Raw genomic sequence first — 25,253 nt, 5'->3', positions numbered from 1 at the left:
AGGACATGCGGCAGGACGGGTGAGTCGCCGGGCGGGTCGCGCGGCGCGCCGGGGTCCGCTGGCTAGGGTGCGGTCATGCCCCCTACCTCACGTGAGGCGCGCCTGCGACGGCTCGCCGAGCGGCTCGGCACCCAGCACCGCACCAGCGTCGAGCCGTTGTACGACCCGGGCCGGCAGAGCTGGACCCTCCGCTGGTACGACGGCCCGGCGGTGGCCGCCGTCCGGTCGGCACTGGAGCAGGACGGGCCGGAGAACGCGACGGTACTGGCCCGGCGCGACCTGACCACCCGGGCGCTGGCACTGGCGGCGATCCGAGAGACCAGGGCGGGAGCGATGCACCGCTGGGTGGGCAACTGGGGCCAGCGGTACCACCTGGAGCAGATGATCGGCGACCGGCCGTACCCGGAACGCACCATCGACCACCGGGAGGAGCAGATGCTCACCCGGCTGCTGACGGCCGCCACCCTCGGGCGCTCGACCGCCCCGGACGAGAACCGGGCCTTCGAGCTGATCGCCCGGGACGGCATCGCCTGGCTGCTCCCGGAGCAGCAACTCGCCGATCCCGGCCGGACGGACGGCCTGGCGCTCGCCCCGATCGAGTTCCTGACCGCCCGTTACGCCACCGCCGAACACCGGTCCGCCTGGGAGACCGCCCTCACCCCGATGCCGCTGGAGGCGGCGGTCGCCGCCGTCCGGGCCGACCCGGACGCCCCGCCGGAGGCCGCCCGGGCCGCGCTGGCCCTGCTGCCGACCCTGCGGGCCACGCTGACCGACGAGCTCGACCGGGCCGAGTCGGCGCTCGCCCGGGTGGCCACCGAGGGCTGAATGTTCGTGCCGGACACCGTACTTGACTGTTCGTTGACCACCCGGCTGAGATGGGCGGGTGAGCGAGAAGAGAGCATCCCGGCTGACCGGGATATCCGGCTGCGTGCTGATGGTGCTGCTGGTGGTGGGGCTGATCCTGCTGCTGGTCTGGGCCCTTGGCAGCAGCGGCACGTCCTCCCAGTGGCATTGATCATGGGCGACTCATGGGCGACGAACAGGCCCGGAACCAAAGCCGGTTGAGCACTGGTAGGAAACTTTCCTAACCGCTAGCATTCACGGCGGCGGCTCGGCGCGGTGCCCTGACCTCAGGGCGTGACGCGCTCAGCGAGAGCTCTGACCCGGCCGCCGGAGCGCTGCCCCCGACCCGGGGCGCGGCGGTTCGCTTTGGTTCCCAGCTCTCGCCCCTTCCCAGGCCAGGGAGTTCACACATGCGCCTGCACCCTCCCGCTCAACCTTCCCCCCGATCACCGCGAGCAACCCGCCCCGGCACCCTCGGCATCATCCTCGCCGCCGTCCTCCTGCTGGTCGGCGGCCTGTTGCTGGTCGCCCCCGAACGGGCCGGGGCCGCCGCCGACACCGTCATCTCGACCGGCAAGCCCGCCACCGCCTCCTCGGTCGAGAGCTCCTCCTACCCCGCCAAGTACGCCTTCGACGCCAACTCGGCCACCCGCTGGGCCAGCGCCGAGGGCGTGGACCCGCAGTGGCTCCGGGTCGACCTCGGCGCCACCGCGACCGTCAGCCGGGTCAAGCTCACCTGGGAGGCCGCGTACGCCAAGGTGTACCGGGTCGAGGTCTCCGACGACGGTACGACCTGGACCCGGATCGCCAACGAGACCGCCGGGAACGGCGGTACCGACGACTGGTCCGGCCTGACCGGCCGGGGACGCTACCTGCGCGTCTACGGCACCGCCCGGGGCACCTCGTACGGCTACTCGCTGTTCGGCGTCGACGTGTTCCCCGACCTCGCCGACCGGTGCCTTCACCGTCGTCGCGGCCGGTGACATCGCCGCCCAGTGCACCGCCTCGGACAGCTCCTGCGCCCACCCGAAGACGGCCGCGCTCGCCCAGCAGATCAACCCGAAGTTCTATCYGACGATGGGTGACAACCAGTACGACGACGCCCGGATCTCGGACTACCGGGCCTACTACGACAAGAGCTGGGGCGCCTTCAAGGCGAAGACCCACCCCATCCCGGGCAACCACGAGACCTACGACCCGGCCGGCTCGCTCGCGGGGTACAAGGAGTACTTCGGCGCGATCGCCTACCCGCAGGGCAAGAGCTACTACAGCTTCAACGAGGGCAACTGGCACTTCATCGCCCTCGACTCCAACTCCTTCGACCAGACCGCCCAGATCGACTGGCTCAAGGCCGACCTGGCGAGCAACACCAAGTCCTGCGTCGCGGCCTACTGGCACCACCCGCTGTACTCCTCGGGCGGGCACGGCAACGACCCGGTCTCCAAGCCGGTCTGGAAGATCCTCTACGCCGCCAAGGCCGACCTGATCCTGAACGGGCACGACCACCACTACGAGCGGTTCGCCCCGCAGGACCCGGACGGCAACGCCACCTCCTCGGGCATCGTCGAGATCGTCGGCGGGATGGGCGGCGCCGAGCCGTACGCGATCGAGACGGTCCAGCCGAACAGCCAGAAGCGGATCAGCGGTCAGTACGGCGTGCTGAAGCTGGACTTCACCGACTCCGGCTACGGCTGGACCTACGTCGGCACGGACGGCCAGGTCAAGGACACCAGCCCGAAGTACAGCTGCCACTGATGACCTACCTGGCGACCACCGGCCGCCGGGACGACGCCTCCGCCTCACCGCCCACCGGCGGCGGGGCGGGGCGTCGGGTCCCCGCGACCGTCCTCGCGCTCGGCACGGTCAGTCTGGTCACCGATGTCTCCTCTGAGATGGTGACCGCCGTCCTGCCGCTCTACCTGGTCCTCGGCCTGGGACTCTCACCGCTCCAGTTCGGCTTCCTGGACGGCCTGTTCAACGCCGCCTCGGCCGTCGTCCGGCTGATCGGCGGACACGCCGCCGACCGGAGCGGACGACACAAGCGGATCGCCGGGATCGGCTACCTGCTCTCCGCCTGCTCCCGGCTCGGGCTGCTGCTCGCCGGCGGCGCGACGGCCGGCCTGGCCACCGCACTGGCCGCCGACCGGGTCGGCAAGGGCATCAGGACCGCCCCGCGCGACGCCCTGATCTCACTCAGCGGCCCACCCGAGACCCTCGGCCGCTCCTTCGGCGTGCACCGCGCCATGGACACCACCGGCGCCCTGCTCGGCCCGCTGGCGGCGTTCGCCGTGCTCTGGGCCACCGCCGACGCGTACGACGCCGTCTTCGTGGTCAGCTTCTGCATCGGGCTGCTGGGCGTACTGGTACTGGTCCTGTACGTCCCCGGCGGTCCGTACCTGCCCTCTCCCACCCGACCGGCTCCCGTTCCTGCCAAGGCACTTGCCCCACTCCGCGACCCCGCCTTCCGCCGCATCCTGGCCGCCGCCGCCCTCCTCGGCGCCGCCACCATCGGCGACTCCTTCGTCTATCTCCTGCTGCAACGCGAACTCGACCTGTCGCCGGGCTGGTTCCCGCTGCTGCCGCTCGGGGTGGCCGCGAGCTACCTGCTGCTGGCCGTTCCGGCGGGCCGGATCGCCGACCGGTTCGGGCGCCGACTGCCGTTCCTCTGCGGGCACTTCGCCCTGCTCGGCGTGTACGCGGTGCTGCTGACGCCGCTGCGGCCGATGGCGATCGTCCTCGTCCTCGTCCTGCTCGGAGTCTTCTACGCCGCCACCGACGGCGTGCTGATGGCCCTCGCCGGACCGGTCCTGCCCACCACCGGCCGGGCCGGCGGGCTGGCCCTGCTGCAGACCGGGCAGGCGCTGACCCGCCTGGTCGGCACCGCCGGGTTCGGCGCGGCCTGGACGCTCTGGGGCCAACGCCCGGCCCTGTACGCGGCGTTGACCCTGTTGGCAGTAGGCCTGACCTGCGGCTGGGTGCTGCTCAGGGAATCCTCGCCCCTGGAAGGGACTGCTTCGTGAACACCCTCTCCCCCCGTGCCCGCCTGGCCGTCGTCCTGCTGGCCGTCCTGCTGCTCGGCGGCGGATCGCTCGGCTACGTCCTCCGGGCCCGCGAGCACGCCACACCCCAACAGACCACCGCCGACGCCTCGTTCACCCTGGCCGGACCCCGGCTCTACTACCGGGACGGCGACACCGGCCGGGTCGCGTACCGGCCACCGACCCCGGAGTCCGCCCCGGTCACCGGCGGCCCCTCCTGCGAGCGCTTCCACGCCGCCGGGGACACCGCCCTCTGCCTCCAGCGGCTGCCAGGCCTGCCCGCCAGGGCCGACGTCGTCGTCCTGGACCGGCAGTTGCACGAGACCCGCCGGATCACCCTCCCCGGCATCCCCAACCGGGCCCGGGTGTCGGCCTCCGGACGGATGCTCGCCTGGACCATGTTCGCCACCGGTGACTCCTACGCCACCTCCGCGTTCTCCACCCGGACCTCGATCCTCGACCTGGACACGGGATACCTGGTCAAGTCCATGGAGCAGATCCCACTGACCATCGACGGCGCCCGCTACCACGCCCCCGACGTCAACTACTGGGGCGTGACCTTCGCCCAGGACGACAACCGCTTCTATGCGACCGTCGCCACCAAGGGCCGCACCTACCTGGTCCAGGGCGACATGGCGGCCTGGTCCGCGACCGCCCTGCGGGAGAACGTCGAGTGCCCGTCCCTCTCCCCCGACAACTCCCGGATCGCCTTCAAGAAGCGAGTCGCCGACGGCCCCGACTCCCCCTGGCGCCTGTACGTCCTCGACCTGCGCACCATGACCGAACACCCCCTCGCCGAACCACACAGCGTCGACGACCAGGCCACCTGGCTGGACGACCACACCATCGCCTACGCCCTCCCCGCCCCGGACGGCCACGGCACCGACCTCTGGTCCGTCCCCGCCGACGGCACCGGCTCCCCCCGCCTCACCGTCCCCGGCGCCTCCTCCCCCGTGGCGACTGGCTGAACGGGACGGCTACTGTTCCTCGCGAAGCGACCGTTGATCAAGGAGGGCCGATGGCTGTCGACGAGGCGCCGGTGGCGCGACTGCGGGTTCACAACGACGGCGAGGAACTGCTGGAACTGGTTCTGGAGCCGTACGGAAGCGACCACTGGCTGGCGCCCGGTGAGACTTTCGTGGTCTGGACGTTCGGATCCGCGAGCGACAGGCCCTGGTCCGGGACGAACTGCGGCAACGAGCCGTTCGAGGTGGACTACCGGCCGAGCTCGGTAACGGTCCACGCGAACGGGAGTCGAGGCTATGTCACGGATGTTGGCGGCCACGAGATCGACTGCGGCCACCGACGACCCACCGGCGATTCCGGCTGACACCAAGTACTCCAGCAGGGCTTCGACGTTTTGCTGGAGTACTAGACGAAGTACAAGCTCTCCATGTCCCTGACCGCGTCCTCGGAGTGCCGCACACGGAACGCCGTCGTCTCCATCTCCTCCCACCCCCACGGATCCGAATGCCCGAGCGCCAAGCCGCCCAGGCCCGCCCAGTAGACCTCGTTCGCGGGCTCGTCCAGGTCGACGCCGGCGTTGTCCACCATCCAGCCCCTGAGATCCAGGGACGCGATCACCGCACGCGGATCGCCCGAGATGACGAACGGCTCGTCACCCGGCCATCCCGATGCGTGGAACATCGCTCCGTCCGGCAACCAAACGATGTTCTCGGTGTGCTCCATCCCCCCGTGGTAGGAGACCCGTCCCACGATCCGCGCATCCGGGAACCGCTCCCGCAACTCCTTCGCCGCCGACCGTAGCGGCTCGTCGTTGCCGTCGGTCGCGAACGCGGGAGTCACGATGCTCAACATGCCGCCCCACGCGGCAGCGTGCACGATGTCCAGATCAGACCGTGCTGCCGATGGGAGCGGGGTCTGCGCGGAGCGCGGCCCGAGGTCCTCCAGAACGGCCTCGATGCCCTCGAACGACTCGACGAACGCGCGTGCGCGCTCAGGGTCGTTGGGGGGCAGGTTGCGGGCGTCGACGTTGAATGGCGCCTCGAACACTGTCAGGTGACACAGACTCATCGAGCCGCGCACGATCCGGTCCGGCGCAGAGGTCCAGTAGGTGTCCTCGTTCATGCGGGCAACCGTAACGGCCGACGATGACAGAAGCGCCGCCGCCCGGCCCCTCGGCAGGTGTTCGCCCCGTACGCCGGTGGAACCATGCCCGCGCCCCGGGCGTGTGACCCCTTCTGGCAATCTGCCCCTGCCAGCCTGGAAGGCGGCCCCGACGGGGGCAAGGGACCGTTCCTCTACGACTGGGCAGCGGCCGGCTGCCAGCCGTCGCAGAGTTCGACTACCAGGGCGAAGTCCCCCACAGGATGCGTTGGGCACTGGCCCGCCGCAGCATCCGCAAGCCCGACGAGATCGCCTACTGCCTCGCTTACGCCCCCTTGGAGACCACGGTTCAGGAACTGGTGCGGATCGCCGGGACGCGCTGGGCGATCGAAGCGTGCTTCCAGGCTGCGAAGAACGAATGCGGTGTGTCGGCGATGCGCTTCTCGGCCGTTCCGATCCCCCGGATGTCTCCGATGAGGACCTGAGTGCCGTGGCCGATGACGACCCCTGCGACATCTAGCCGCCAATTCGAGAGCTGCTGATCGGCCGTCAGGCCCCTCCTCCCCTCTGGAGGTGACGCAGACGCTGCATCACCTCGTCTGCCACCGCTTCGCCGGTGGACGCTGAAGCGCCGTTCACGGTGATCGGCATCGAGCCGACGAGCGGCCCCGCCCCTGTGTCGCGCACGATCACGGTGGCTGCCGGAGAGCGGGCCGGGATGAGCTTTACCGGGCGGGCGGCGGCTGGCCGGTGGGTGATGATCCCGCCGTCGGCGAGGTGCAGCCGTCCAGGGTTGCCGTAGACGACCGTCCCGCCGAAGCGCCCGGCGATCTCGCCGAGGATGGCCTTTGACCTGGTTCTCTTCGAAGGCGCCAGCGGGATGTAACCCTCCCCGCCGGTCTCCGGCTCGCCAATGCGGTCGGGCTCGGTGTGCGGGGTGGTGCCGTCCATCGTCCGGTGTTCTCGGAACGGCAGGTCCTCGACGTGCCCGAAGTCGGTGATCCCGGCGTCCTGGCCGGAGTAGGAGTTCATGTCGCCCATCACCAGCACGGCCCGGTTCGCGGCCATCCACCCGGTGATCAGGTTGGCCTCCACCTCCCGGAAGCGGGGCGAGCGCGAGCACAGGTGGACGGAGGCGATCGTCAGGCTCGCCGCCGCCTCCACCTCGGCGACCATCCGGGTGTCCACCGCGCACGGCCCGTGCCACCACCCCTTGCTCTCCGGCCACACCCCGGTGGGCCAGAACGAGTCGCTGTTCAGCATGAGGCCGGGCGGGTTCGGCGAGGCGGGCGTGGGCCCGGGGTTCACGAATGGCGGCAGTCCGCCGAGCCGTCGCGCTCCCTCCCACCGCAGCCTGCCCCGGAAGCGGTCGGCGTGCGTCATCTCCTGCGCGAAGACGTCGAACGGCCCGAGCCCGGCCAGCCACTCGTACGCGGCGTAGCGGCGCTCGACGCTGCCACCGCCCTTGCCGTCGCTCTCCCCGCCGTTGTGCTCGATGTTCCAGCTCCCCACGGTGACAACGTCTGTCGGGAGCGTGCTGTTTCGGGGCATGGTCATATGAACTCTCCTGCTGGTGAAGGTGATCGGCGTTGACCAGGGCGTCAGGCGGTGGCCAGGCGGGGCACGTCCGGGCGCGGGCCGAGGATGGCGGTGCGCGCTGCGGCGGCGAGGATGCTCTGGGTGCGGGTGGGGAGCCCGCACCGGTTGAAGTGGAAGATCAGGTGGTACGCGAGGACCTGGCGGAGGCCGCGGTCCAGGGCGCCGGTTCGGGCGGCGGTTCCGAGGGCGCGGCCGGCCTGGCGGAAGGCGTCCGCCCGCCGTCCTGCGGGAGCCAGCGGGCGGCCCGGGCCGAACAGCGACCCGGCCGCCGCGGTGTCTGCGCGCAGCAACTGGCCCAGATCATCGGCAAGTTGCTGGAGTTGGACGGGGGCAGCATCGGCGGGCAGCGGACGCTCGGCGGCGACCAGGTGCCAGACGTCCCCCTGCTCAAACCACTCAAGTCGGCCTGCGTGCAGCATGGTTGTGCTCAGGAGGATGGAGAGTTCGCGTTGGCCGAGCAGGGCGCGCGCTCGGCTGTGTGGGTCCAGGACGGCGCGGCTGTCGGCGTGGAACAGATCGTGCGCGAGCGTCATGGCGGCGGGTCCGCCGAACGCGGCGGTCTCGGGTTCGTAGATCCCGTGCCAGTAGCGAAGTACCAGACCAGCGTCGGTGAGGTCGTCCAGGGCGGCCGTGACGAGGTCGTGGGTCTCACTTCCGGGCTGGGCCAGCAGGCGCAGCCTCCAGCAGGGGGCCTTGCGGATGAACCACCATGAGGCCAGGCCGTGTTCGGCCTCCGCCTGCCGTAGGACCGGGGCGAGGTGTTCGGCGGCGGTCTTCTCGGCGTCCGCCCAGTGGGGGAACTCGATGTACAGCTGAATCCACTGCTGAATCTGCTGCGGCGTGGAGGCCCGTAACTGGAGGGCGTCCAGATCACTACCGCGCTTCAGTCGATCAGCAGACATGCGTCCCATCCAGAGGTCGGTGCGCCGGTGGCGGCGGTGGTCAGGGCCAGGGCTGTCCCGGCGTCGCCTTCGAGGAATCCGGGCCCGGCGCCTGGCCCGGAGTGGCGTACCAGCTCGGCGGCCAGGCGGGGAAGTGCCGTGTGGAGGGCGGGGGTTGTCGCATCGGATGCCGCGCGCCAGGTGGTCTGGTAGAGCCCGGCCCAGCCGTGGCACAGGCCGGCGTCGGTGATCTTGTCGAGCTGTTCGGGGTCGGCGAGGCAGGCGCTGAGCGCGTCCTCGAATTGGCGTTGGCGGGCCGGGTCGGTGGTGGCGATGGCGGCGAGTTGTCCGGCGCGGGTGATGCCGGGGGTGCCGTAGCACCAGCTGGGCCGGTAGGGGCCGCTCTGGGTGGGGCGGCCGGTGTGCAGGTCGGCGCGGGTGAGGTGTTCGGGCCACCAGGGTCCGGCGGGGCTGTCCTGGCGCCAGGTGTCGAGCCAGTCGAGGACGGTGGTGATCGCCTCGTGCTGGCCTGGGACGGTGATGTCGCGCCTGGCTGCCTGGCTGAGCAGCAGGAGGGGGCCAGTGATGCCGTGGGCGGTACCGAGGTTGCCGTGCCCGCCGGGCATCGGGTGCTCGGGGCCTGCGGGATCGTGCCCGACCCACCAGCCGGGCAGCTGCTGCTCTTCGTGTGCCAGTGGGCGGGTCAGGGTGACCAGGTAGGTGAGCACCTGCTCCAGTGCGCTCCCGCCGGGGTTGCGGTGCAGGAGGAGCGCGCCGATGCCGGTCAGTCCGAACAGCAGGTCGAACTCGCGGAACTCCGGTAGGGCGCCCCGGTTGATGCGGGCCGTGGCGGTGTCCACCCGGCGGTGGGCGAGGTCGGCGACGTGCCGGTCCAGGACGGCCAGGGTGCTGCGGTAGCGGCTGGAGGACTCGGCGATGGCGGCGTGCAGGGTGAACGCGAAGGCAGGGGCGCCGAGGTAGAGGCCGGTGGTGGGCCGCGGCGGCGCTGATCTCGCCCGTCGCGGCGGCCTTCACCCAGGCGTGGGCGTGGCTCCAGGTCCCGTGTCCGGTGTGGGCGCGCTCGATGTGCAGCAGGGCGCTTCCGGCTGCTCCCTTGGCCAGGGACTGGCCCAGCCACGGTTCCCCTTCGGCTGGCGGGCTCGGTGCGGCCATGTGGTCGGCGAGGCGCTGGGCGGCCAGGGAGGCGGCGGCTCGCTCGGGTGAGCTCATGTGGCCCTCCGTCCGAGTGCGAGGTGCCGCTGCGCGCAGGCTCGCACCAGGCGGTTGGTGATCTTCTCCTGGTCCGGATCGACGCCGACGGCGCGGACGTGGTGCAGGTGTAGGAGGGAGCGCAGGACGGTGAGCGGGTCGCGGTCGGAACTCAGGTGCTTGCAGTAGTTGGCGAGGGCGTCGGTGCGGGCCTGCCAGGCGGCGGAGACCGTTTCTCCGCCGGGCAGGGCCCACAGGGCGCGTCGCAGGTCGGCGAAGTCGAGGGCCTGGTCACCTAGGGAGCGGTCCAGCGGCCCACCCTCACGGGGAATCTCCCGCACCAGCCACTCCAGGCCCTGCCCGGCGGCGGGTGCGAAGGCGGCTGCCAGGTCGGTCATCGAGCCGGCGGCCATCGCCTGCGGAGCGAGCCCGGCCTTCTCGGCGATGTGGATCTGGGCGAGGGCGGCGGCGGAGTCGGCGGCGAACACCGCATGGGCGGCGTCCAGCGCCGGGCCGTGGCCGTAGCGGCCGACCTGTGGCTCGTAGGTGGCCAGGCTCATCCCGGCCAGCAGCCGACTCCGCCGCAGCCGGTCCGCCCAGGCCGCGAGGTGAGCGGCGGCCTGCCCGTACGCCCCGGGGTCCGGCAGCGCCAGGTAGAGCGCCAGGTGCTGGTCCGCGTCGGGGCGGGCCAGCTCGCGGTGGCGGCGGAACCACCACACCGGCACGCCTTCCTTCTCGCTCTCGAAGACGCCGAGCAGGGCGGGCAGGTGCTGGGTGAGCACCTCGTTGTGGCGTGCGGGGTGGCCGAGCAGCTGCGCGTGGAGGACGGTCGACTGCCCCGGCAGATGGACCGCGGCCGCACTCCGCACCAACGCCGGCCCAGCCGCCGGGACGGCCGGCCGCGCGGGCCGGGCCGGTGGAGCGGTGAACTGCGCCAGGGGCAGCAGGAGTTCGTGGGAGCGGCCGATCCAGGCCAGGTCCGTCGGCGACGGGGCTTCGCGGAGTTCGAGGTGGCGGGTGCCGCTCAGGGTGGTGCGCAGCAGCTGCCGGTGCACGGGGTGGGTGAGGTCCAGTGGCAAGCGCTGGTCGTGCCGCATCACGGTGACGTGGTCGGGTACGCGCATCGCGTGCCGCCACGTGTCGAACGCCTGCTCCCACGAGTCGCCTTGGAGGTCGTGGGCGGTGAGAAGCCAGCGGGCTGGGGACAGGACGGTGCGGCGGTAGCGGACCCGGGGCAGGTAGGGCATGTGGGCGGCGGCGCCGAAGTCGAGGGCCTGGTAGACGGGGCAGCGGGCGGTGGTGATCTCGGCGAGGAAGCGGGCGAGAGCCGGGGTGTGCACGCCGGCCTCCAACGCGTGGGCTACGCGCGGCTCCACCCGTCGCCCGGTGGTCTTCGGGATCAGCACGGCACCCGGGATGTTGACGATCTCGTACTCGCCGGGCTCGCGGACGTCCACGAGAGGCGGTGACCGCCAGGTCCGCCAACTCGATGACGCTCTCCTGGGCCTCACGGTGCTCGGCCAGCGGGATCACGTGCTCGGTGACCGCTGCCGTGCGGGTGACGTTGTCGTTGCGGCGGCGCCGGGGGGCGAAGCTCAGCTGCGCGGCGACGGCCTGCGGATCACCCGGCCCGTAGCTGGCGTCGAGAGCGGCTCGGTCCTCAGGGGTGAGCAGGTGGGCGAAGCGTCCGGCCATGCTGCTGCCGGGCCGTGGCGCCCCGGTCACCACCAGCCGGAAGGCCCCGCGGTCGAGGTCGGCGGTGGACTGGGCGTGGATCTCGAAGGAGACTTCCGCCCGGGGCGATGGGATCAGCGCGTCCGAGCCCTCGGGGGTGCCGCCGGTCAGGTCCTCGATCACAGCGGGGGTCAGGACGATCTCGCCGCTGCCGTCCAGCATCGCCCGTTGGACCAGGGCGAGCAGCTTCTCGTCGCGCCCGGTGAGCGGGCGTGCGGCGCGGCCGGTCGCGGAGCCCAGGTAGTCGGCGGGCAGGCCCAGGCCGCTGTCGGCGACCAGTTCGATCACGGGCACGAGCGCCCCGACGCCGTACCGGGCGCGGAACTTCCGGTGGTAGTCGCGCCACTGCGGATACCCGTACGGGTGTGCACTCAGCCGGTAGAGGACGGCGACAGCGTCCTCAGCTTCCGTGACCACGTGCTCGGGGATCTGGACATCACAGTCCAGCACGGTGTCCACGACCACCGGCACCGGCGCTGCGCCGCTGACCGCCCGCATCCGCTCCAGCAGGGCGGCCGGAACAGGCACACCCGCAGTGGTGGCCCGCTGGGCGAGCTGATCGCGGATCTCGCCCAGCTCATCCAGGAGAGCCCGGACGCCGGGCAGACCGGTGAGTTCCGTGCACAGGTGTGCGAGCGCGTCAGGTTCGGTCATCGGAGCCCACAGGCTGCTCACCAGCACGCCCTGCTCCAACAGCCCGGCTAGCAGGGTGCTTAGTTGCTCCCGGATGGCGGCGGGATACTTCGCCGCGAGATGGTCCCGCAGGTCGTCGAAGCGGATGGGGGTGGTGGCGGCTTCGAGTGCGGCGGCGACCGGGCCACTGTGGCGCACCGCGACCTCCACCGGGCTCATCTGCACACTGGTCCCGTCGGCCGGGCGACCCGGCACAACCCAGCGGTCTCCACGCAGGTGACCGGTGTTGTTGATGACGACCTTCAGGCCCCCTTGGACCTGGGGGTCGCGCTCCAGACGGGTGATCACCTCAGCGGTCCAGTCGGCGTCGGCACGAAGCCGCACCTCGTGCTTGCCGCCCCACTCCACCCGGCTGGTGGTGCCGATCCGAACAGGGGCGATGCCGGCGAACAAGCCGAACGGTGTTGCGCGGCCCTGCCACCGCAGCGCGTACGAGGCCAGCGACAGGACCGCGCGCTGGAGCTGGCGCGGCTCGGTTCGCTCATCGGCAAGGATCTCCGCCAGGCGGCGGCACAGCCCGGGGCTGGCAACGCTCAGCGCGTCGCGGACCTCCGCCCGCTGCCACACCGATTCCAGCCAGTGCAGCGCGGTGGTCTGATCGCCCGTCAGGTCGACGTCGCGGGGCAGGTCCAGGCCGCCCGGGTCGGTGGTGGCGCGCAGCAGCGCGCCCCCGGACATCCGGTGACCGGACCGGGTCGATGGTGGTGCCACGAAACGCCTCCCTCGTCGCTGGAATGGTGAAGGTGCTGCTGTGGTGCCGGGCGGGGTGAGCCGCCCGGCACCCCGGCAGCGGTGGGTCAGGCCGGGTCCTCGATGTACGAGCTGCACGCGCTGGAGCCGCCCTGGCAGGTGCCGCCGCAGCCGTCGCTGGTGCTGCACATCAGCTTGCCGTTCGGGTGAGCGGCCACCACCACGGCGATGTCGAGCGCGAACTCATCGAACTCCCCGCCGTTGTCGGGCCGTTCGGCCAGGGCAGTGCCGCCTCGGGACGCGTTGACGAACATGTCGGTCTCCTGTTCTCGAAGGGGTGGTGCGGGATGCCTGGCGCTACGCGGCGGATGCCGGCGCGGGCCAGGAGATGATGACCCGGCTGTGGACCTTGTCGATGACCCGGCCATCGGGCAGCAGGTCGTCGGCGGTTCCGGCCGGGTGGATGCTGAACTGCGGACCGGGCCCACCACGCTGCTCGCGGTCCCAGACACGGACCTGCTCGGCCACCGAGGCCGCCAGCTCCTCGCGGTGCGGGCCAAGCGCGTGCACGAAGAACTCCACGTTGCGCGAGTCCTCGGTCAGCCGGTGGGTGACGTAGGCGAAGGAGTCCCCGTCCACGGTGGCCAGCGAGAACCACTTGTTCGCCGGCGCAACGAGCCCGGTGTCCAGGTCCGAGTCCACCGCCATGACGCAGAAGCCGTCCAGGACGGTGGCCAGGAACAGCTGGAGCGTGTCGAAGGGCTCCTGACGGCCCACCAGCACGCCGGTGGCGGTCTCCGCGCGAGAGGTGCGCACCGCGTTGTCGAGACGGCTGGGGTCGGCGGGCAGCCCGTCATCGAACCGCAGACCGATCTCGTCGGTACCGCTCACCAGCAGCAGCAGCTCCTGGTGAGCGCCATCGCCCTGCATCGCCACGAATCCGCACACCCGCGAGGACTCGCTGACCAGGTGGTCGCCCTCGCGGACGAAGGCGACCGAGCGGGTCAGGCCGCGCATCCGCAGTGGCACCACCAGCTGCCCGCCCGGGGCCAGCTGGGCGATCCAGGCCGGCGGGACGTCCCACGCGCCGACGGTGACCAGGATGACGTCGAAGGGCCCATCCCCGAACCCCTTCTCGGCGTCGCCGAGCAGGACCCGCACCCGCGAGTACCCGGCGGCCCCGAGCAGCCGCTCGGCGCGGTCCGTCACGTCCGGGTCGATGTCGACGCTGGTCACCGACCCCTCGGGCCCGACCAGTTCGGCCAGGTAGGCGGCGTTCAGGCCACCGCCCCCGACCTCCGCCACCTTCATCCCCGGCCGCACCTGCGCCTGTTCCAGCTGGAACGCCTGGATCTGCGCCGCGCTCACTGAGCTGATGGCGATGCCGTGCTCGTCGCGCTTGGTGATGACGGCGTTGTAGGGGTCGTACGCGTCCTCCGCGCTCGCCTCCGGAGCGAACAGGTCCCGGCGCACAGTGCGCATGGCCCGCTCGACCTCCCGGCTGGTGATGTCGCCGCTGGCGCGCAGCGTCGCGATCATGCTGTCCGCCAGCCGGGCGGCCCGCTTCGTACTGTCGGCGTGCGCCTGGTCCTGCTCGGCCATTCGATCCTCATTCCTACGATGATCAACCAACTTGCAGCAGGACAAAGGGAATTGGAGCCTCCGCCTGCGGGTCTCGCATGCTACTTCCCCGCCGTCGCGGGGCCGCTCCATTGGGTCATGGAGCAGTCCCGCTTCTCCCCACCCCGGCCTCGCCGAACGGCAGAGGTACGCATCGCAGCGGGGAAGTCTCGGATCAGCCAAGAGGTCAGGCGGCCTCGGGCGGCAGCGGGGCGCCACTACCCGAAGGCTCGGGCCTGCTGCGCCTGGCCGACCCGGACCGCGGCCGGTGAGTCGTCGCCTGGACCCCCGAGGGGCTGTCGATCGCCTCCGCCACGGACAGCCAGCGTCCGCCCCGGGCAGGCTCGCGGGGCTCCGCGAAGCGGGGAAGGCCGTCGTTACTCATCCTTGGTATCCCTCCGGTCGGTCAGTCGGCGAAGACACCCTGTGAGGTCCGGCCTCGGGGCCGGGAGGCGTGGCAGGTAGGGCGCGAGGGGAGGCGGCGCGAGGACGTGCGACCCGCTCGGGTGGACGCGGACCCGCGGGCCCTGTGCCGACAGGCAGTTGCATCGGCTCCCGTCCGGAATCCACGGTGCCGTCACTGCCTCGCTCCGGCGGAGGCGGCAGGCACCGCCGTGCGGGCGGTGTCGTTGGCCGTGCACGTCACCACCCAGACCACCTCGTCGTGGGTGAAGGTGACGGCGTGGCTGCGGCCTGCGGCGAGGTCGTCCACCGCCCGGTCGTACCCGGCCCTGCTGGACAGCCAAGCCGCCGGCACGCTCTTCACATCGAGTTCAAGGCGTGTAGCTACCTGGCCTACTTGGTCGACCAGTTCACGAGCGGCAAGCCGGACGTCCGATGCTCCGCCGCTCCACAGCAGCATCGGCTGCCCGGAGCTGAAGTACGCGGTGACGGTGCACCAGTAGGGCTGCGGCACCAAGGGCCGCTGCCGGGCGAAGGCGTTCGGAAGCCGGGGAATGGAGACAGGCACCCGGTGCGTACTGGCCGGCGAACAGATCACCGCTGCTTCGCGGCGACGGGGCCAGCCACCAATCAGCCGCCGAACGAACTGCCTCATGCTGCCGCCTCCCGGAGCACTCGCGCCCACACCTTCTTCCGTCCTCGCGTCGTCACCACGTCCATGTCGGCGGCGCAAGCGCGCACCAGCAGCAGCCCCCGCCCACCTTCCCCGCTCGGCGCGGCAGTCGGCGTGACCGGCATCAGGTCCGGACGCGAATCCAGAACCTCAATCCGGCAGTCGCCTTCCGACTCCTGCACCCGCACCCTGATCTCGTCTCCAAGCCCGGGGGCCGTGTGGACGATCGCGTTGGCGACGAGCTCCGAGCAGATGAGCACGGCGTCGTCCAACGGCCCGCCCTCCCAACCCCAACCGGCCAGCACACGTCGAAGCTCATGCCGGGCCACGGACACTGACTCCGGGCTGGCGTCAAACGCCCGCTGCCACTGGTTCAGCTGCTGAGCCATTCGCGTGGTCACCACCGACAATCACTCCGATCGGGCCGAACGTCGGAACCGCTGGAAGTGCTGAACCGCGCACTGGATCGCCGTCGATCACCGATCCGTGATCACTGTGCGTCTCGTGTTAGAGACGCTACGCTTCTCGCCAGATCAAGAGGACTGACCGCCAGTACGGGTAACTCCGCCTGTTTCACGCGAGGTTGGTAGCGACGTGACAGCTCACCGCGAGGCGCGGGGCCTCGAAACACTGACTGCCAGCAGCCCCCGGCCCGGCCAACGCCTCGGGGCGGTCTCAGGGCACCTGTTCAAGGAGATCCGGGAGCGAATCGGCACCTCCCAAGACCAGCTGGCCGAAGCCCTCCAGGTCGACAAGAGCACGATTCAGGGCTGGGAGTCCGGACGCCGATCGCTGAACTCGTCACGCGCTGGATCGCTTCGCGTCATCAGGCGGAACCTGCTCCGCTTAGGTGGGGACCCCACCCTGCTCATGCTGCTCGACCAGGCACTCGACGCCGACAGCATCATCAACTTCGTAGTGAACGACCGGGCGATCCAGCGCGCGGATGACCACCCACTCGCCAGCTGGGTGCTCACCCGGGACACAACTCACATGCTGGCCTGGGCCCTTACTGGCAACAGCCCCGCCTCGCTACCTGCCGCCGAGAAGGCCCCGCGTCGCGGGCCCGCTCCCACCTTCCCACAGCTCCCTCGCGATGAGCTGAGGGCATTCTTCAGCCAGATGCGCAGAGCCGCCGAACTCGCGCACTCGTCCGGCGAAGAGGCAGCACTCCTGCGCCGGCAAGCCCTCTACCTCTGCTCCTACGACACGTCACCCGACACCGCCGGTTGGATCGCCGACATACGCCGAAGGCCAGCACGAGCGCGGACACGGGGCTGGTCACCGGACTGGGCCGATGACCGATCCGTCGCAACATCCCTCAGCCGACACGGGGACCAAGTAGCCCTGGCGGCCTTCATGGCCACCGGGATGGATGACGAAGTCGGGGAAGCCGCCAACCTGAACTACTGGGCCTACTGGCTCGGGATCGACTCCCTACCCAAGACTGATGACCACTTCATGATCGCCACGCCAGCGCAGTCGTGGGACGCCCTTGCCCTCCTGCGGGGACTCACCGACCGACTCAAGCCCGGAATCGCTGCGATCGACCTCAACATCCACTCGGTCTGGGCGTTGCTTGCATTTCGCCGTGGGCTCCTCACCCCTGACCCGGGCCTCGCCCGGAGTCTCCAGGATCAAGTCACGACACTGCTCGAAGCCGACGGAATCTCCGCGCAAGGACGAGAAGAGCTCGTGTCCGTGCACTACGGTCTGAGACTGACCACCTGATCTTCAGGAAGGACGACCAAAGTGAACGACCGTCAGGAATCCGAAGGCACCGTCAGCTACCTGATGGAGGCAGGAGCCCTGAAGCGCGCCAAGCGCAGTGGTTGGTGGATCGCCGGCATCAAGGACCCCGAGACGATCGCCGAGCACTCGTGGAGGACGGCCCTCATCGGGGCGGTCCTCGCCATGATGGAAGGCGCCGACCCCGCGCGGGTCGCTCTGCTCTGCACCTTCCACGACACCCAGGAGACTCGCATCGGCGACATCCCCTGGATCGGGCGACGGTACATCCAGACCGCATCGAACGAGGCAGTGACCGCCGATCAAGTAGCCGACGCTCACCCGGCTGTGGCCGAGGGGATCAGCGCCATCGTTAACGACTACGAGAACGGCGAGTCCCTGGAGGTCCAGGTTGCCCACGACGCGGACAAGCTTGAGTGCATGATCCAGGGGCTTGAGTACATCCAGCAGGGATACCCCGCCGCACAGGAGTGGGTGGACAGTACCCGCGCGAAGCTCAAGCTCCCGTCGGCGATCCAACTCGCCGATGCCGCTCAGACCATGAATCTGGCCGACTGGCAGCGTACTTACCTCCGCTAGTCAGCCTGCATCAGGTCGGAGGCCGAACGCCCGTCGGCACCGTGGGTGGGAGATCGGCCACTCGGCTGCCTCATCTACGGTGCGCAGAGTTCGAGTTGCCTTGTCGAGGTCAGCGTGTGACGTCCAGCCGCAGTCGGCTCCGTCGAATACTTCGACCATCTGCACCCCGGCCTCGCGCGCCTTGGCGAGCGTGCCCGCGTTGTACGCGACCGCTGACTTGGCGAGCGTCGCGGCTTCGGCCCACGCCCTCACGGGCACCCGGGCGCCGTTGCGGTAGACCACGTACTCGAGGGGCTGGCTGCCGCCAGTCGGTCGGCAAGAGCGCGGGCGGCCTGCCACGCTGTTGTGTTCCCTGCGGCGAGCGGCGGAACCTCGCGGCGGGCAGCGGCGCGGGCGGCCCGGTAGAAGGCATCGGCCATGCGGCCGGCCTGCTGGCTGCGGCGGAGGAAGTCGTCGTAGCTGTCGGCGGAGAGGGCCTGGAGAGCGTCGCGGTGGATCAGTGTCCACGCGGAGGGGGCGGCGGCCGAGCAATGCTCAAGACCTGTGGATCAGCCCCGGGAGGCGCGCGGAGGGCGTACCTTCCCGATTGATCCTTTGATGGTCACCGAGTGGGCCGGCGTTGCGAGCGCCGGTCGGGAAGGTACGCCCCGTGCTCACCGTAGTGAATGACGACGACTCCACGCGAGACGGCTCCCTGATCGACGAGATCGTCCGCGAGGGCGCGCGACGGATGCTGGCCGCTGCGCTGGAGGCGGAAGTCGATGCCTACATCGCCGAGTTGGCTGATGAGCGCGACGCCCGGGGCCGACGCCTGGTCGTCCGCAACGGGCACCACCAGCCCCGGAGGGTCACCACCTCGGCCGGATCCGTCAAGGTCCGGGCACCGCGGGTGAACGACAGGCGGGTAGACGAGAGCACGGGCGAGCGGCGGCGGTTCTCCTCCGCGATCCTGCCGCCGTGGTGCCGCAAGTCCCCGAAGATCGCCGAGGTGCTGCCCCTTCGCTACCTGCACGGCCTCTCATCGGGGGACTTCGTGCCCGCGATGGAGCAGTTCCTCGACTCCTCGGCCGGGTTGTCCCCGGCCACAGTCACCCGGCTGACGGCCCAGTGGCAGGACGACCACGCTGCGTTCCAGGACCGCGACCTGTCCAAGACTGACTACGTCTACATCTGGCTCGACGGCATCCACCTGCGCATACGCCTGGACCAGGCCAAGGCCGCCGCCCTGGTCGTGCTCGGCGTGCGCGTGGACGGCACCAAGGAGCTGGTGGCCATCGCCGACGGCTACCGCGAATCGTCCGAGGCGTGGGCCGGTCTGCTGCGCGACTGCTCGCGTCGGGGCATGCGCGCCCCGGTCCTTGCCGTGGGCGACGGCGCGCTCGGCTTCTGGAAGGCCCTGCACGAGGTCTTCCCCAGCACCCGCGAACAGAAGTGCTGGGTCCACAAAACCGCCAATGTGATCGACTCCATGCCCAAGTCCGCGCAACCCGCCGCGAAGAAGGCCCGACAGGACGCCTACAACGCCGAGGACCGCGAACACGCCGAGCAGGCCATCGGGGTGTTCACCAAGCTCTACCAGGCAAAGTTCCCGAAAGCCGTCGCGAAGGTCACCAACGACCAGGATGAACTGCTGGCCTTCTACGGCTACCCGGCCGAGCACTGGATCCACCTGCGCACGACCAACCCCGTCGAGTCGACCTTCGCCACCGTGCGGCTGCGGACCAAGGTCACCAAGGGCGCCGGCTCCCGCGCCGCCGGGCTCGCGATGGTCTTCAAGCTCGTCGAGTCCACCCAGGCCCGCTGGCGCGCCGTCAACGGCGCCCACCTCGTCCCTCTCGTTCGAGCAGGAGCCCGCTTCGAACGCGGACTCCTGGTCGAGCATCAGGACCAGGCGGTGGCGGCGTGACAGGGTCCACTGCCGCCGACCGCGCGGGGAAGTACGCCCGGGTGGAGCGGGAACGGCGATTCCTGCTGGCAGTTGCCCCGCAGGCCTCACACGCACAGGAAGTGCGACGGATCACTGACCGATACTTGACGGGCACTCGTCTGCGTCTGCGCCGGGTGGACCGGCCCGCCCCGCTCCAGCCCGAGTTCAAGCTCACCCAGAAGGTGCCCGCCGACCGACCGGGCCCCGTGCAGGGGACGATCACGAACACTTACCTGTCCCAGGCTGAGTACGACGTGTTCGCCACGCTGCCCGCTGCGGTGCTGACCAAGACGCGCCTGAGCATCCCGCCCCTGGGCATTGACGTTTTCGATCCGCCTCTGCACGGCCTGGTCCTGGCCGAGGCGGAGTTCACCACGGACGAGGACATGTACGCATTCGAGCCGCCCGCGGACATCGTCGCCGAGGTGACCGGCGACCCGCGCTTCACCGGCGGGCGACTCGTCCAGGCCCACCGAGCCGACCTGATCACCTGGCTCGACGACTACGGCATCAAGCTCAACCCAGGCCACCGAGAACCATGATCAAAATAAGCCAATCCACAGGTCTTGACTATTACTCGATCGTGAACGCGATCCTGTACCAGGGGCCGGACCGGATGCCAGTGGGACTACCTGCCGCACGACCTGCGGCCCAGGAGCGCGACGTACTGCTACTTCGCCACGAGGCGCGACGACGGCGCCGACCAGACGGTCCACGAGCTGCTGCCGCGCCAACTGCGGGAGCGCAAAGGTCGATTGGAGGACCCTAGCGTGGTGGTGCTCGACACGCAGAGCGTGCACGCGGCCGTGAACGTACCGGTTGCCTACGAGGCCTGAGGGGCCATTGACAGATCGTCAGGGACGGGCCGTCGTAGCCGGATCGCCGGAAGAGGCGCATGGCTGTGTCGAGAGCCTCGCCGGCGTCGAACGAGCGCGGTCTGCCCATGGCTCCTCCTCAAGGATCCATATTCGGCCGTGCTTCCTGGAATAGACCTGCGCGCAGCCGGAGTTGTGGCCTCGCAGAATGCGTAACCGAACAGTTCGGTTCGATTGAGGAGCAGACCATGACTCAGCAGCTCCCGGGGAAGACGGCCCTGGTCACCGGTGGTTCTCGGGGTATCGGAGCGGCGATCGTCCGTCATCTGGCGGCGGATGGTGCTGCCGTCGCCTTCACCTACAACTCCTCGAAGGAGAAGGCGGAGGCCCTCGCTGGCGAGCTCGGCCCGCGGGTTGTCGCGTTGCCGGCCGACAGCTCCGACGCCACCGCGCTGCAAGCAGCCGTGACGGCCACCGTCGAGACCTTCGGTTCTCTCGATATCCTCGTCAACAACGCCGGGGTCGGCCGCTTCGCGCCCCTGTCCGACCTGACCCTCGACGACTTCGACGACATGTTCTCGGTCAACGTCCGGGCGATCTTCGCCGCCGTCAAGGCCGCCGAACCCCACTTCACCAGGGGCTCCCGGGTCATCAACGGTCTACTCGGCCTCCAAGGCCGCCGTGTCCGGGCTCACCCGCGCCCTGGCCCGGGAGCTCGGCCCGCGCGGTATCACCGTCAACAACGTCCTGCCCGGCCCCGTCGATACCGACCTGAACCCTGCCGACGGCGAATTCGCCGACGTCGTCACCCCCCGAACCGCGCTCGGCTACTACGCGACCCCCGACGACATCGCCGCGACCGTCGCATTTCTCGCCTCGCCGGCCGCCCGCTACGTCACCGGCAGCGACTGGACCGTCGACGGCGGCCTGACCGCCTGACCCGCCCGAAAGTGACCCCGCCGACGCCCTGCCGCGTCGGCGGGGTCATCTGTTCAACCCTCCCGCTAACCGCAGTGGGCGGGTCGCGAGTTGATACCCGTCTGCACGCCCTCCCCGTGCCCAGCCACCTACGGGGCGAAGTACCTCAAGGTCGTCAAGCGACTCACGGACGATGAGGACGAACTGCTGGCGTTCTTCGACTTCCCCGCCGAACACCGGATGCACCTGCGGACCACGGACCCGATCGAGTCGACCTTCGCCACCGTCCGGCTACGCACCAAGGTCGCCGAGGGCGCCGGCGGCCGGGCCGCCGCTCTCGCCATGGTCTTCAAACTCATCGAGTCCGCACAGGAACGCTGGCGGGCCGTGAACGCACCCCACCTCGTCGCCCTGGTCCGGGCCTGCGCCCGATTCGAACGCGGCCACCTCGTCGAACGCCCCGAGCCGCTGGTGGCGGCATGAACACGCCGCGGGCCGCAGCGGTCAGCTCGTGTGCAGCAGGACCCTGCCGAGGTTGCTGCGGGATTCGATCAGCTCGACAGCCTTGGCGATCTGATCGAGCGGCAGGGCCTCATGCGCCGGGCGCAGGCGGCCGGCGGCGTGCAGGTCCCACAGCTCGGCCCTGCGCTGCTCGATCAGTTCGGGCTGCTGGCGGCTGATCAGTCCGATGGAGAACCCGATGACCGACTTGAGGCCGCCGAGCAGGCTGCCGGCGTCCACGGTGCCGCCGCCCGCGCTGAACGCCACGAGCCTGCCGTGGGGCGAGAGGGCGTCCACGCCCCGCTGCACCAGATCGCCGCCGACGCCGTCGAGGACCAGGTCTACCGGGTCACCCCAGGAGTCCTGTGAATAGATCACCACCTCGTCGGCGCCGCACCCACGCACGAAATCAGCCTTGTCCGCCGACCTGACCGCCGCGACCACGCGGCCCGCACCCAGAGTCTTGGCCAACTGCACGGCCAGATGCCCGGCACCGCTGGCCGCCGCGGTGACCAGGACCGACTCGCCCTGCTCGAAGCGTCCGGCACGTAGCGCGCTCAGCGCGACCAGGCCGCCGCGAACCAGCGCCAGCGCCTCGGCTGCGGTCACCTGCGGCGGGACAGCAGTGACCATTGCCGGGACAGCGAGCACCGACTGCGCGTAGACGTCCTCGAACACCACCCCGCCCACCCGGTCTCCGACCCGGAAGCCCTCCACGCCCGCTCCCAGGGCAGCGACCCGCCCCACCATCTCGCCCCCGGGCCCGGCTGTCGGCACCGTGCCCCCGCGCAGCATCCTGACCAGGCCCAGGCTCACGCCCACGACCTCGGTGTTCACCAGCAGCTGTCCGGGGCCCGGGACCGGTGCGGCCACCTCGTCGATCCCGAAGGGCTCGACGGTGTCCTGCGGCTGGAACCTGACCTTGCGCATGTGCGCCTCCCTCTCCTGCAATCCGTTGGGCGACCCAACGATAAACCGAATCCATTGGGGGGTCCAACGATTTCGGCTAGGCTGGCCCCGTGGACACAACCCCCGCGCCGCTCGGCCGCTTGCAGACCCTGCCGAGCTGGCTGCTGGGCCGCGCCGCGACCCTCGGACACCGCCTGGTCAGCGAGCAGCTGGCCGAGGAGGGGGTGCGGATGCCGCACCACGCCGTACTGTGCGGCATTGCCGAACTCGGCCCCATCGCACAGGCCGAGTTGTCACGCACCGTCCGGATCGACCCCAAGGACATGGTCACGGTGCTCAACGAGCTCCAAGCCAAGAAGCTGATCAGCCGCACCCGAGATCCCCGCGATGCCCGCAAGAACGCGCTCGCGCTCACCACGGGCGGCCGGGCGCTGCTGCGCAGGCTGGAGGAACTGAGCGACCAAGCCAACGACGCCCTGCTCGCCCCGTTGGCCCCGGCCGAACGAAAGCAGCTCGCCGCCCTGCTCGCCCGACTGATCATCACGGAATAGAAGGTAGACAGACACTCACTTGTTCTTTATCCACCGGGCTCGAACTGGATCGGTCTTCGCCGCCTGACATGCCATCAGCGTCAGCTGATCTCGCCCAACTTCCTTGAGCTCAGAGCAGGTTGCTCCGAGCATAGGAGACTCCACCGGCCGAATCCGGTGGCACCGCCCACCGGCCGGTGACTACGGTCTCGGCATGACCAGCCAGAACGAGCACCTAACCCGGCCCGATCTCGCCGCCATGCTCACCGACCAGACCGCCGCCTGCGCCCCGGCCCGCGAGGCCCTCCTGGCCGGCGGCGAGCTGCAACTATTCGACCGGGCCGCGCCCGACTGGATGGTGCGCGGCATCGCCGCCACCCGGCTGGGCTGGGCACGACGAATCGGCCTAACCACCCTCGGCCTCGACGAGTCGGTCGAGATCCTCTCCCGACACCGCGACGTACCGCTCCGCACCGGCCTCCTCGACGCGCCGGACCGGTCCTGGTTCTTCACCCTCTACTTCGACGCCACCGGCACCGACCTGCAGCGCAGATCGACGTCGGCGCCGCCCAGGCCGGTGGCGGAGGACCACAGCCAGAGCGGTAGCGGATCTCCTCCGCCGGGCAGACGATCGACCTCCAGTCGGATCAACGTCCCCTCGATGATGGGAAGTTCACTGTCGTGGTCGATCCAGGCGGATCGGGTGGTGAGCCGGGGGTGGAGTCGGTCCCAGGCCATCGCTCGTGCGGTGCCGTAGCGGTCGGTCACCTGCACGGTCGCCACGTTCGGCTCGCCCCAGGTGTCGGGCTTGGCGAAGCGGAACTCCTTGCCGTGCTTGGGGAACCGCCCGCCCAGGGGGTAAGCCTGGGCGTACTCCAGCTGAGTGGGCGTCGGCCGTCGCATGACCCGGTCCGAGCGCATCCTCCCCAGCACCTCGACGGGTAGGTCCTTCAAGAGGTGGGCCAGGCGCGGTGCGTCGTAGCCGGCGTCGAAGACGACCAGGACATCCGAATCACCGGTCCGCCAGCTCCCGCCTGCGATCAGGTCCTCGACCACGCGGCGGACCTGGACCGCCGTGACCTCGGCGACATCGTCCTCGGGGCCAAGTCGCACCGCGTCCAGCAGCTGGCACCAGGAGGTGCGGCCCGCCTCCAGCGCGGCGACGAACGAGTACGGCCAGCCCGGGATCATCAGGTGCTGGTCCCGGCCCCGGCCGAAGGTGTGGCAGAACAGCCGGTCCGCGCTCCACTCGGCGTCAGGTCGCAGCCAGTTGCTCACGTCCACCGCCAGCACCAGCCGGCCACCGGCTGCACTCGGCTGGGACAGCGCGGCCAGCGTCCGCCGCAGCCGTCCGGCGGCGAGGCCGCCATGGCTGAGAGCGTCGTACAACGCGCCGTGCCCACGACGGTGCTCGGCCAGCAACGTCAGGTCCACCGGCGACGTCACCGGCCCGTCCGCGCACAGCAGCGCGTCCGTGAGCTCGAACAGTTCGTCACGCCGCGCGGTCAGACATCCGTAGAAGTCCTCCCGGAAGTGTGACGCTTCAGCGAACGGCTCTCGCTGGACATCGCGGTACAGCAAACTCATCCCTCACGGCCTCCGTCGAGTTCAGGTGCATCCTTGGTCGGAGCACAGGATCAGATGAAGGCCGTGTCCACGTCCGGCGAACTCACGGACGAGTGAACTCGTTCGAGAAGCGTGCGTGATCGTGACACCATAGGCCGCGTGATGACGAACCGAAAGGTCCATGCCGCGTAGACGGCCGGCGGACGTCCGGACCAGCCTCTCCCCGCACCGGACACAGGCTTCAAGACCCGCGATCAACGGTGTCTCCTCGCGGGCACTCTTCGAGGTAGCCCACCTCGAACGCACGCGG

23 protein-coding genes and 5 pseudogenes are annotated in these 25,253 nt (G+C 70.3%); 16 read left to right on the top strand and 12 right to left on the bottom strand.

From position 1 onward, the window contains the following. Positions 1 to 75 precede the first annotated feature (75 nt). The 7 genes from ASC99_RS27825 (at position 76) to ASC99_RS27805 (ending at position 5,211) form a co-directional block, all read left to right on the top strand. Positions 76 to 825: a hypothetical protein gene (locus ASC99_RS27825; RefSeq protein WP_057237102.1), complete on the top strand. Its 750-nt coding sequence runs from the start codon at positions 76 to 78 to the stop codon at positions 823 to 825. 58 nt (positions 826 to 883) lie between these two features. Further along, positions 884 to 1,015: a hypothetical protein gene (locus ASC99_RS41770; protein ID WP_255359281.1), complete on the top strand. Its 132-nt coding sequence runs from the start codon at positions 884 to 886 to the stop codon at positions 1,013 to 1,015. Between the two features lie 238 nt (positions 1,016 to 1,253). Beyond that, positions 1,254 to 1,826 carry a discoidin domain-containing protein gene (locus ASC99_RS41270; protein WP_162257931.1) on the top strand — a complete coding sequence of 191 codons (573 nt, stop codon included), beginning with the start codon at positions 1,254 to 1,256 and terminating at the stop codon, positions 1,824 to 1,826. 1 nt (position 1,827) lies between these two features. Next, on the top strand, positions 1,828 to 2,598 hold the full coding sequence (locus ASC99_RS41265) for a metallophosphoesterase (RefSeq protein ID WP_162257932.1): 771 nt from the start codon (positions 1,828 to 1,830) through the stop codon (positions 2,596 to 2,598). Then, positions 2,598 to 3,863: an MFS transporter gene (locus tag ASC99_RS27815; RefSeq protein ID WP_057237100.1), complete on the top strand. Its 1,266-nt coding sequence runs from the start codon at positions 2,598 to 2,600 to the stop codon at positions 3,861 to 3,863. Before ASC99_RS41265 ends, ASC99_RS27815 begins: the two co-directional genes overlap by 1 nt. Continuing rightward, the gene (locus ASC99_RS27810; RefSeq protein ID WP_057237098.1) at positions 3,860 to 4,849 is read left to right on the top strand and encodes a hypothetical protein; all 990 of its coding nucleotides are present in this window, start codon (positions 3,860 to 3,862) and stop codon (positions 4,847 to 4,849) included. The genes ASC99_RS27815 and ASC99_RS27810 overlap by 4 nt, the downstream gene beginning before the upstream one ends. Positions 4,850 to 4,899: 50 nt before the next feature. Beyond that, positions 4,900 to 5,211 (top strand): hypothetical protein, encoded by a 312-nt coding sequence (locus ASC99_RS27805; protein ID WP_057237096.1) that lies wholly within the window; start codon positions 4,900 to 4,902, stop codon positions 5,209 to 5,211. Positions 5,212 to 5,252: 41 nt separating this feature from the next. Here ASC99_RS27805 and ASC99_RS27800 read toward each other — a convergent pair whose 3' ends face one another. Continuing rightward, entirely contained in the window at positions 5,253 to 5,969 is a 717-nt protein-coding gene (locus tag ASC99_RS27800) for a DUF6333 family protein (protein WP_082598691.1), read from the bottom strand. A 242-nt stretch (positions 5,970 to 6,211) separates the two neighbouring features. Between ASC99_RS27800 and ASC99_RS39870 the strand changes: the two genes are divergently transcribed. Continuing rightward, the gene (locus ASC99_RS39870) at positions 6,212 to 6,433 is read left to right on the top strand and encodes a hypothetical protein (RefSeq protein ID WP_057237094.1); all 222 of its coding nucleotides are present in this window, start codon (positions 6,212 to 6,214) and stop codon (positions 6,431 to 6,433) included. Positions 6,434 to 6,497: 64 nt separating this feature from the next. On the opposite strand, the gene ASC99_RS27790 is transcribed toward ASC99_RS39870, so the two are convergent. The 9 genes and pseudogenes from ASC99_RS27790 to ASC99_RS27755 all read right to left on the bottom strand — a co-directional run bounded on the left by ASC99_RS27790 (position 6,498) and on the right by ASC99_RS27755 (position 15,838). Continuing rightward, positions 6,498 to 7,505 (bottom strand): hypothetical protein, encoded by a 1,008-nt coding sequence (locus ASC99_RS27790; protein ID WP_057237092.1) that lies wholly within the window; start codon positions 7,503 to 7,505, stop codon positions 6,498 to 6,500. A gap of 44 nt (positions 7,506 to 7,549) precedes the next feature. Next, complete coding sequence (locus ASC99_RS27785; protein WP_082598690.1) at positions 7,550 to 8,449, bottom strand: thiopeptide-type bacteriocin biosynthesis protein; 900 nt, start codon at positions 8,447 to 8,449, stop codon at positions 7,550 to 7,552. Continuing rightward, complete coding sequence (locus ASC99_RS27780; RefSeq protein ID WP_369825187.1) at positions 8,431 to 9,366, bottom strand: lanthionine synthetase C family protein; 936 nt, start codon at positions 9,364 to 9,366, stop codon at positions 8,431 to 8,433. Before ASC99_RS27780 ends, ASC99_RS27785 begins: the two co-directional genes overlap by 19 nt. A 288-nt stretch (positions 9,367 to 9,654) precedes the next feature. Beyond that, positions 9,655 to 11,094: a thiopeptide-type bacteriocin biosynthesis protein gene (locus ASC99_RS41260; RefSeq protein ID WP_255359280.1), complete on the bottom strand. Its 1,440-nt coding sequence runs from the start codon at positions 11,092 to 11,094 to the stop codon at positions 9,655 to 9,657. A 52-nt stretch (positions 11,095 to 11,146) separates the two neighbouring features. Then, positions 11,147 to 12,742 (bottom strand): annotated as a pseudogene (locus ASC99_RS27775) (lantibiotic dehydratase family protein); the annotation flags it as partial. A 119-nt stretch (positions 12,743 to 12,861) separates the two neighbouring features. Continuing rightward, positions 12,862 to 13,068 carry an FxLD family lanthipeptide gene (locus tag ASC99_RS27770; protein WP_082598689.1) on the bottom strand — a complete coding sequence of 69 codons (207 nt, stop codon included), beginning with the start codon at positions 13,066 to 13,068 and terminating at the stop codon, positions 12,862 to 12,864. A gap of 43 nt (positions 13,069 to 13,111) precedes the next feature. Further along, the gene (fxlM, locus tag ASC99_RS27765) at positions 13,112 to 14,356 is read right to left on the bottom strand and encodes a methyltransferase, FxLD system (RefSeq protein ID WP_057237090.1); all 1,245 of its coding nucleotides are present in this window, start codon (positions 14,354 to 14,356) and stop codon (positions 13,112 to 13,114) included. Positions 14,357 to 14,951: 595 nt separating this feature from the next. After that, a complete protein-coding gene (locus ASC99_RS39000) occupies positions 14,952 to 15,431 on the bottom strand; it encodes a hypothetical protein (RefSeq protein WP_157531791.1) in 480 nt (159 codons plus the stop codon). Then, complete coding sequence (locus tag ASC99_RS27755; protein WP_057237086.1) at positions 15,428 to 15,838, bottom strand: ATP-binding protein; 411 nt, start codon at positions 15,836 to 15,838, stop codon at positions 15,428 to 15,430. Before ASC99_RS27755 ends, ASC99_RS39000 begins: the two co-directional genes overlap by 4 nt. 205 nt (positions 15,839 to 16,043) lie before the next feature. Here ASC99_RS27755 and ASC99_RS27750 point away from each other — a divergent pair, with 205 nt between their 5' ends. The 7 genes and pseudogenes from ASC99_RS27750 to ASC99_RS27725 all read left to right on the top strand — a co-directional run. Continuing rightward, positions 16,044 to 17,180 carry a DNA-binding transcriptional regulator gene (locus ASC99_RS27750; RefSeq protein WP_057237084.1) on the top strand — a complete coding sequence of 379 codons (1,137 nt, stop codon included), beginning with the start codon at positions 16,044 to 16,046 and terminating at the stop codon, positions 17,178 to 17,180. 21 nt (positions 17,181 to 17,201) lie between these two features. Next, the gene (locus ASC99_RS27745; protein ID WP_157531790.1) at positions 17,202 to 17,777 is read left to right on the top strand and encodes an HD family hydrolase; all 576 of its coding nucleotides are present in this window, start codon (positions 17,202 to 17,204) and stop codon (positions 17,775 to 17,777) included. Between the two features lie 649 nt (positions 17,778 to 18,426). Next, positions 18,427 to 19,683, top strand: coding sequence for an IS256 family transposase (locus ASC99_RS27740; protein WP_157531789.1), 1,257 nt, complete (start codon positions 18,427 to 18,429; stop codon positions 19,681 to 19,683). Positions 19,684 to 19,808: 125 nt separating this feature from the next. After that, positions 19,809 to 20,246 (top strand): hypothetical protein, encoded by a 438-nt coding sequence (locus ASC99_RS27735; protein WP_235502558.1) that lies wholly within the window; start codon positions 19,809 to 19,811, stop codon positions 20,244 to 20,246. A gap of 26 nt (positions 20,247 to 20,272) precedes the next feature. Then, a pseudogene (locus ASC99_RS41255) lies at positions 20,273 to 20,528 on the top strand (transposase); the annotation flags it as partial. A gap of 239 nt (positions 20,529 to 20,767) precedes the next feature. Continuing rightward, positions 20,768 to 21,458: pseudogene (locus ASC99_RS27730) on the top strand (SDR family NAD(P)-dependent oxidoreductase). A gap of 129 nt (positions 21,459 to 21,587) precedes the next feature. Further along, positions 21,588 to 21,920 (top strand): annotated as a pseudogene (locus tag ASC99_RS27725) (transposase); the annotation flags it as partial. 21 nt (positions 21,921 to 21,941) lie between these two features. Here ASC99_RS27725 and ASC99_RS27720 read toward each other — a convergent pair. Then, positions 21,942 to 22,868, bottom strand: coding sequence for a zinc-binding dehydrogenase (locus tag ASC99_RS27720; RefSeq protein ID WP_057237079.1), 927 nt, complete (start codon positions 22,866 to 22,868; stop codon positions 21,942 to 21,944). Between the two features lie 89 nt (positions 22,869 to 22,957). On the opposite strand from ASC99_RS27720, the gene ASC99_RS27715 reads away from it, so the two are divergent. Continuing rightward, positions 22,958 to 23,398: a MarR family winged helix-turn-helix transcriptional regulator gene (locus tag ASC99_RS27715; protein ID WP_057237077.1), complete on the top strand. Its 441-nt coding sequence runs from the start codon at positions 22,958 to 22,960 to the stop codon at positions 23,396 to 23,398. A 525-nt stretch (positions 23,399 to 23,923) separates the two neighbouring features. On the opposite strand, the pseudogene ASC99_RS27710 reads toward ASC99_RS27715, so the two are convergent. Further along, positions 23,924 to 24,964, bottom strand: a pseudogene (locus tag ASC99_RS27710) (transposase); the annotation flags it as partial. Positions 24,965 to 25,253 lie beyond the last annotated feature (289 nt).

It is taken from the genome of Kitasatospora sp. Root107 (genome assembly GCF_001424875.1).
In the GTDB taxonomy this organism is placed as follows: Bacteria; Actinomycetota; Actinomycetes; order Streptomycetales; family Streptomycetaceae; genus Kitasatospora.
Note: the sequence above shows the minus strand (reverse complement) of the source record. Positions and strands in the feature narration are given on the sequence as shown.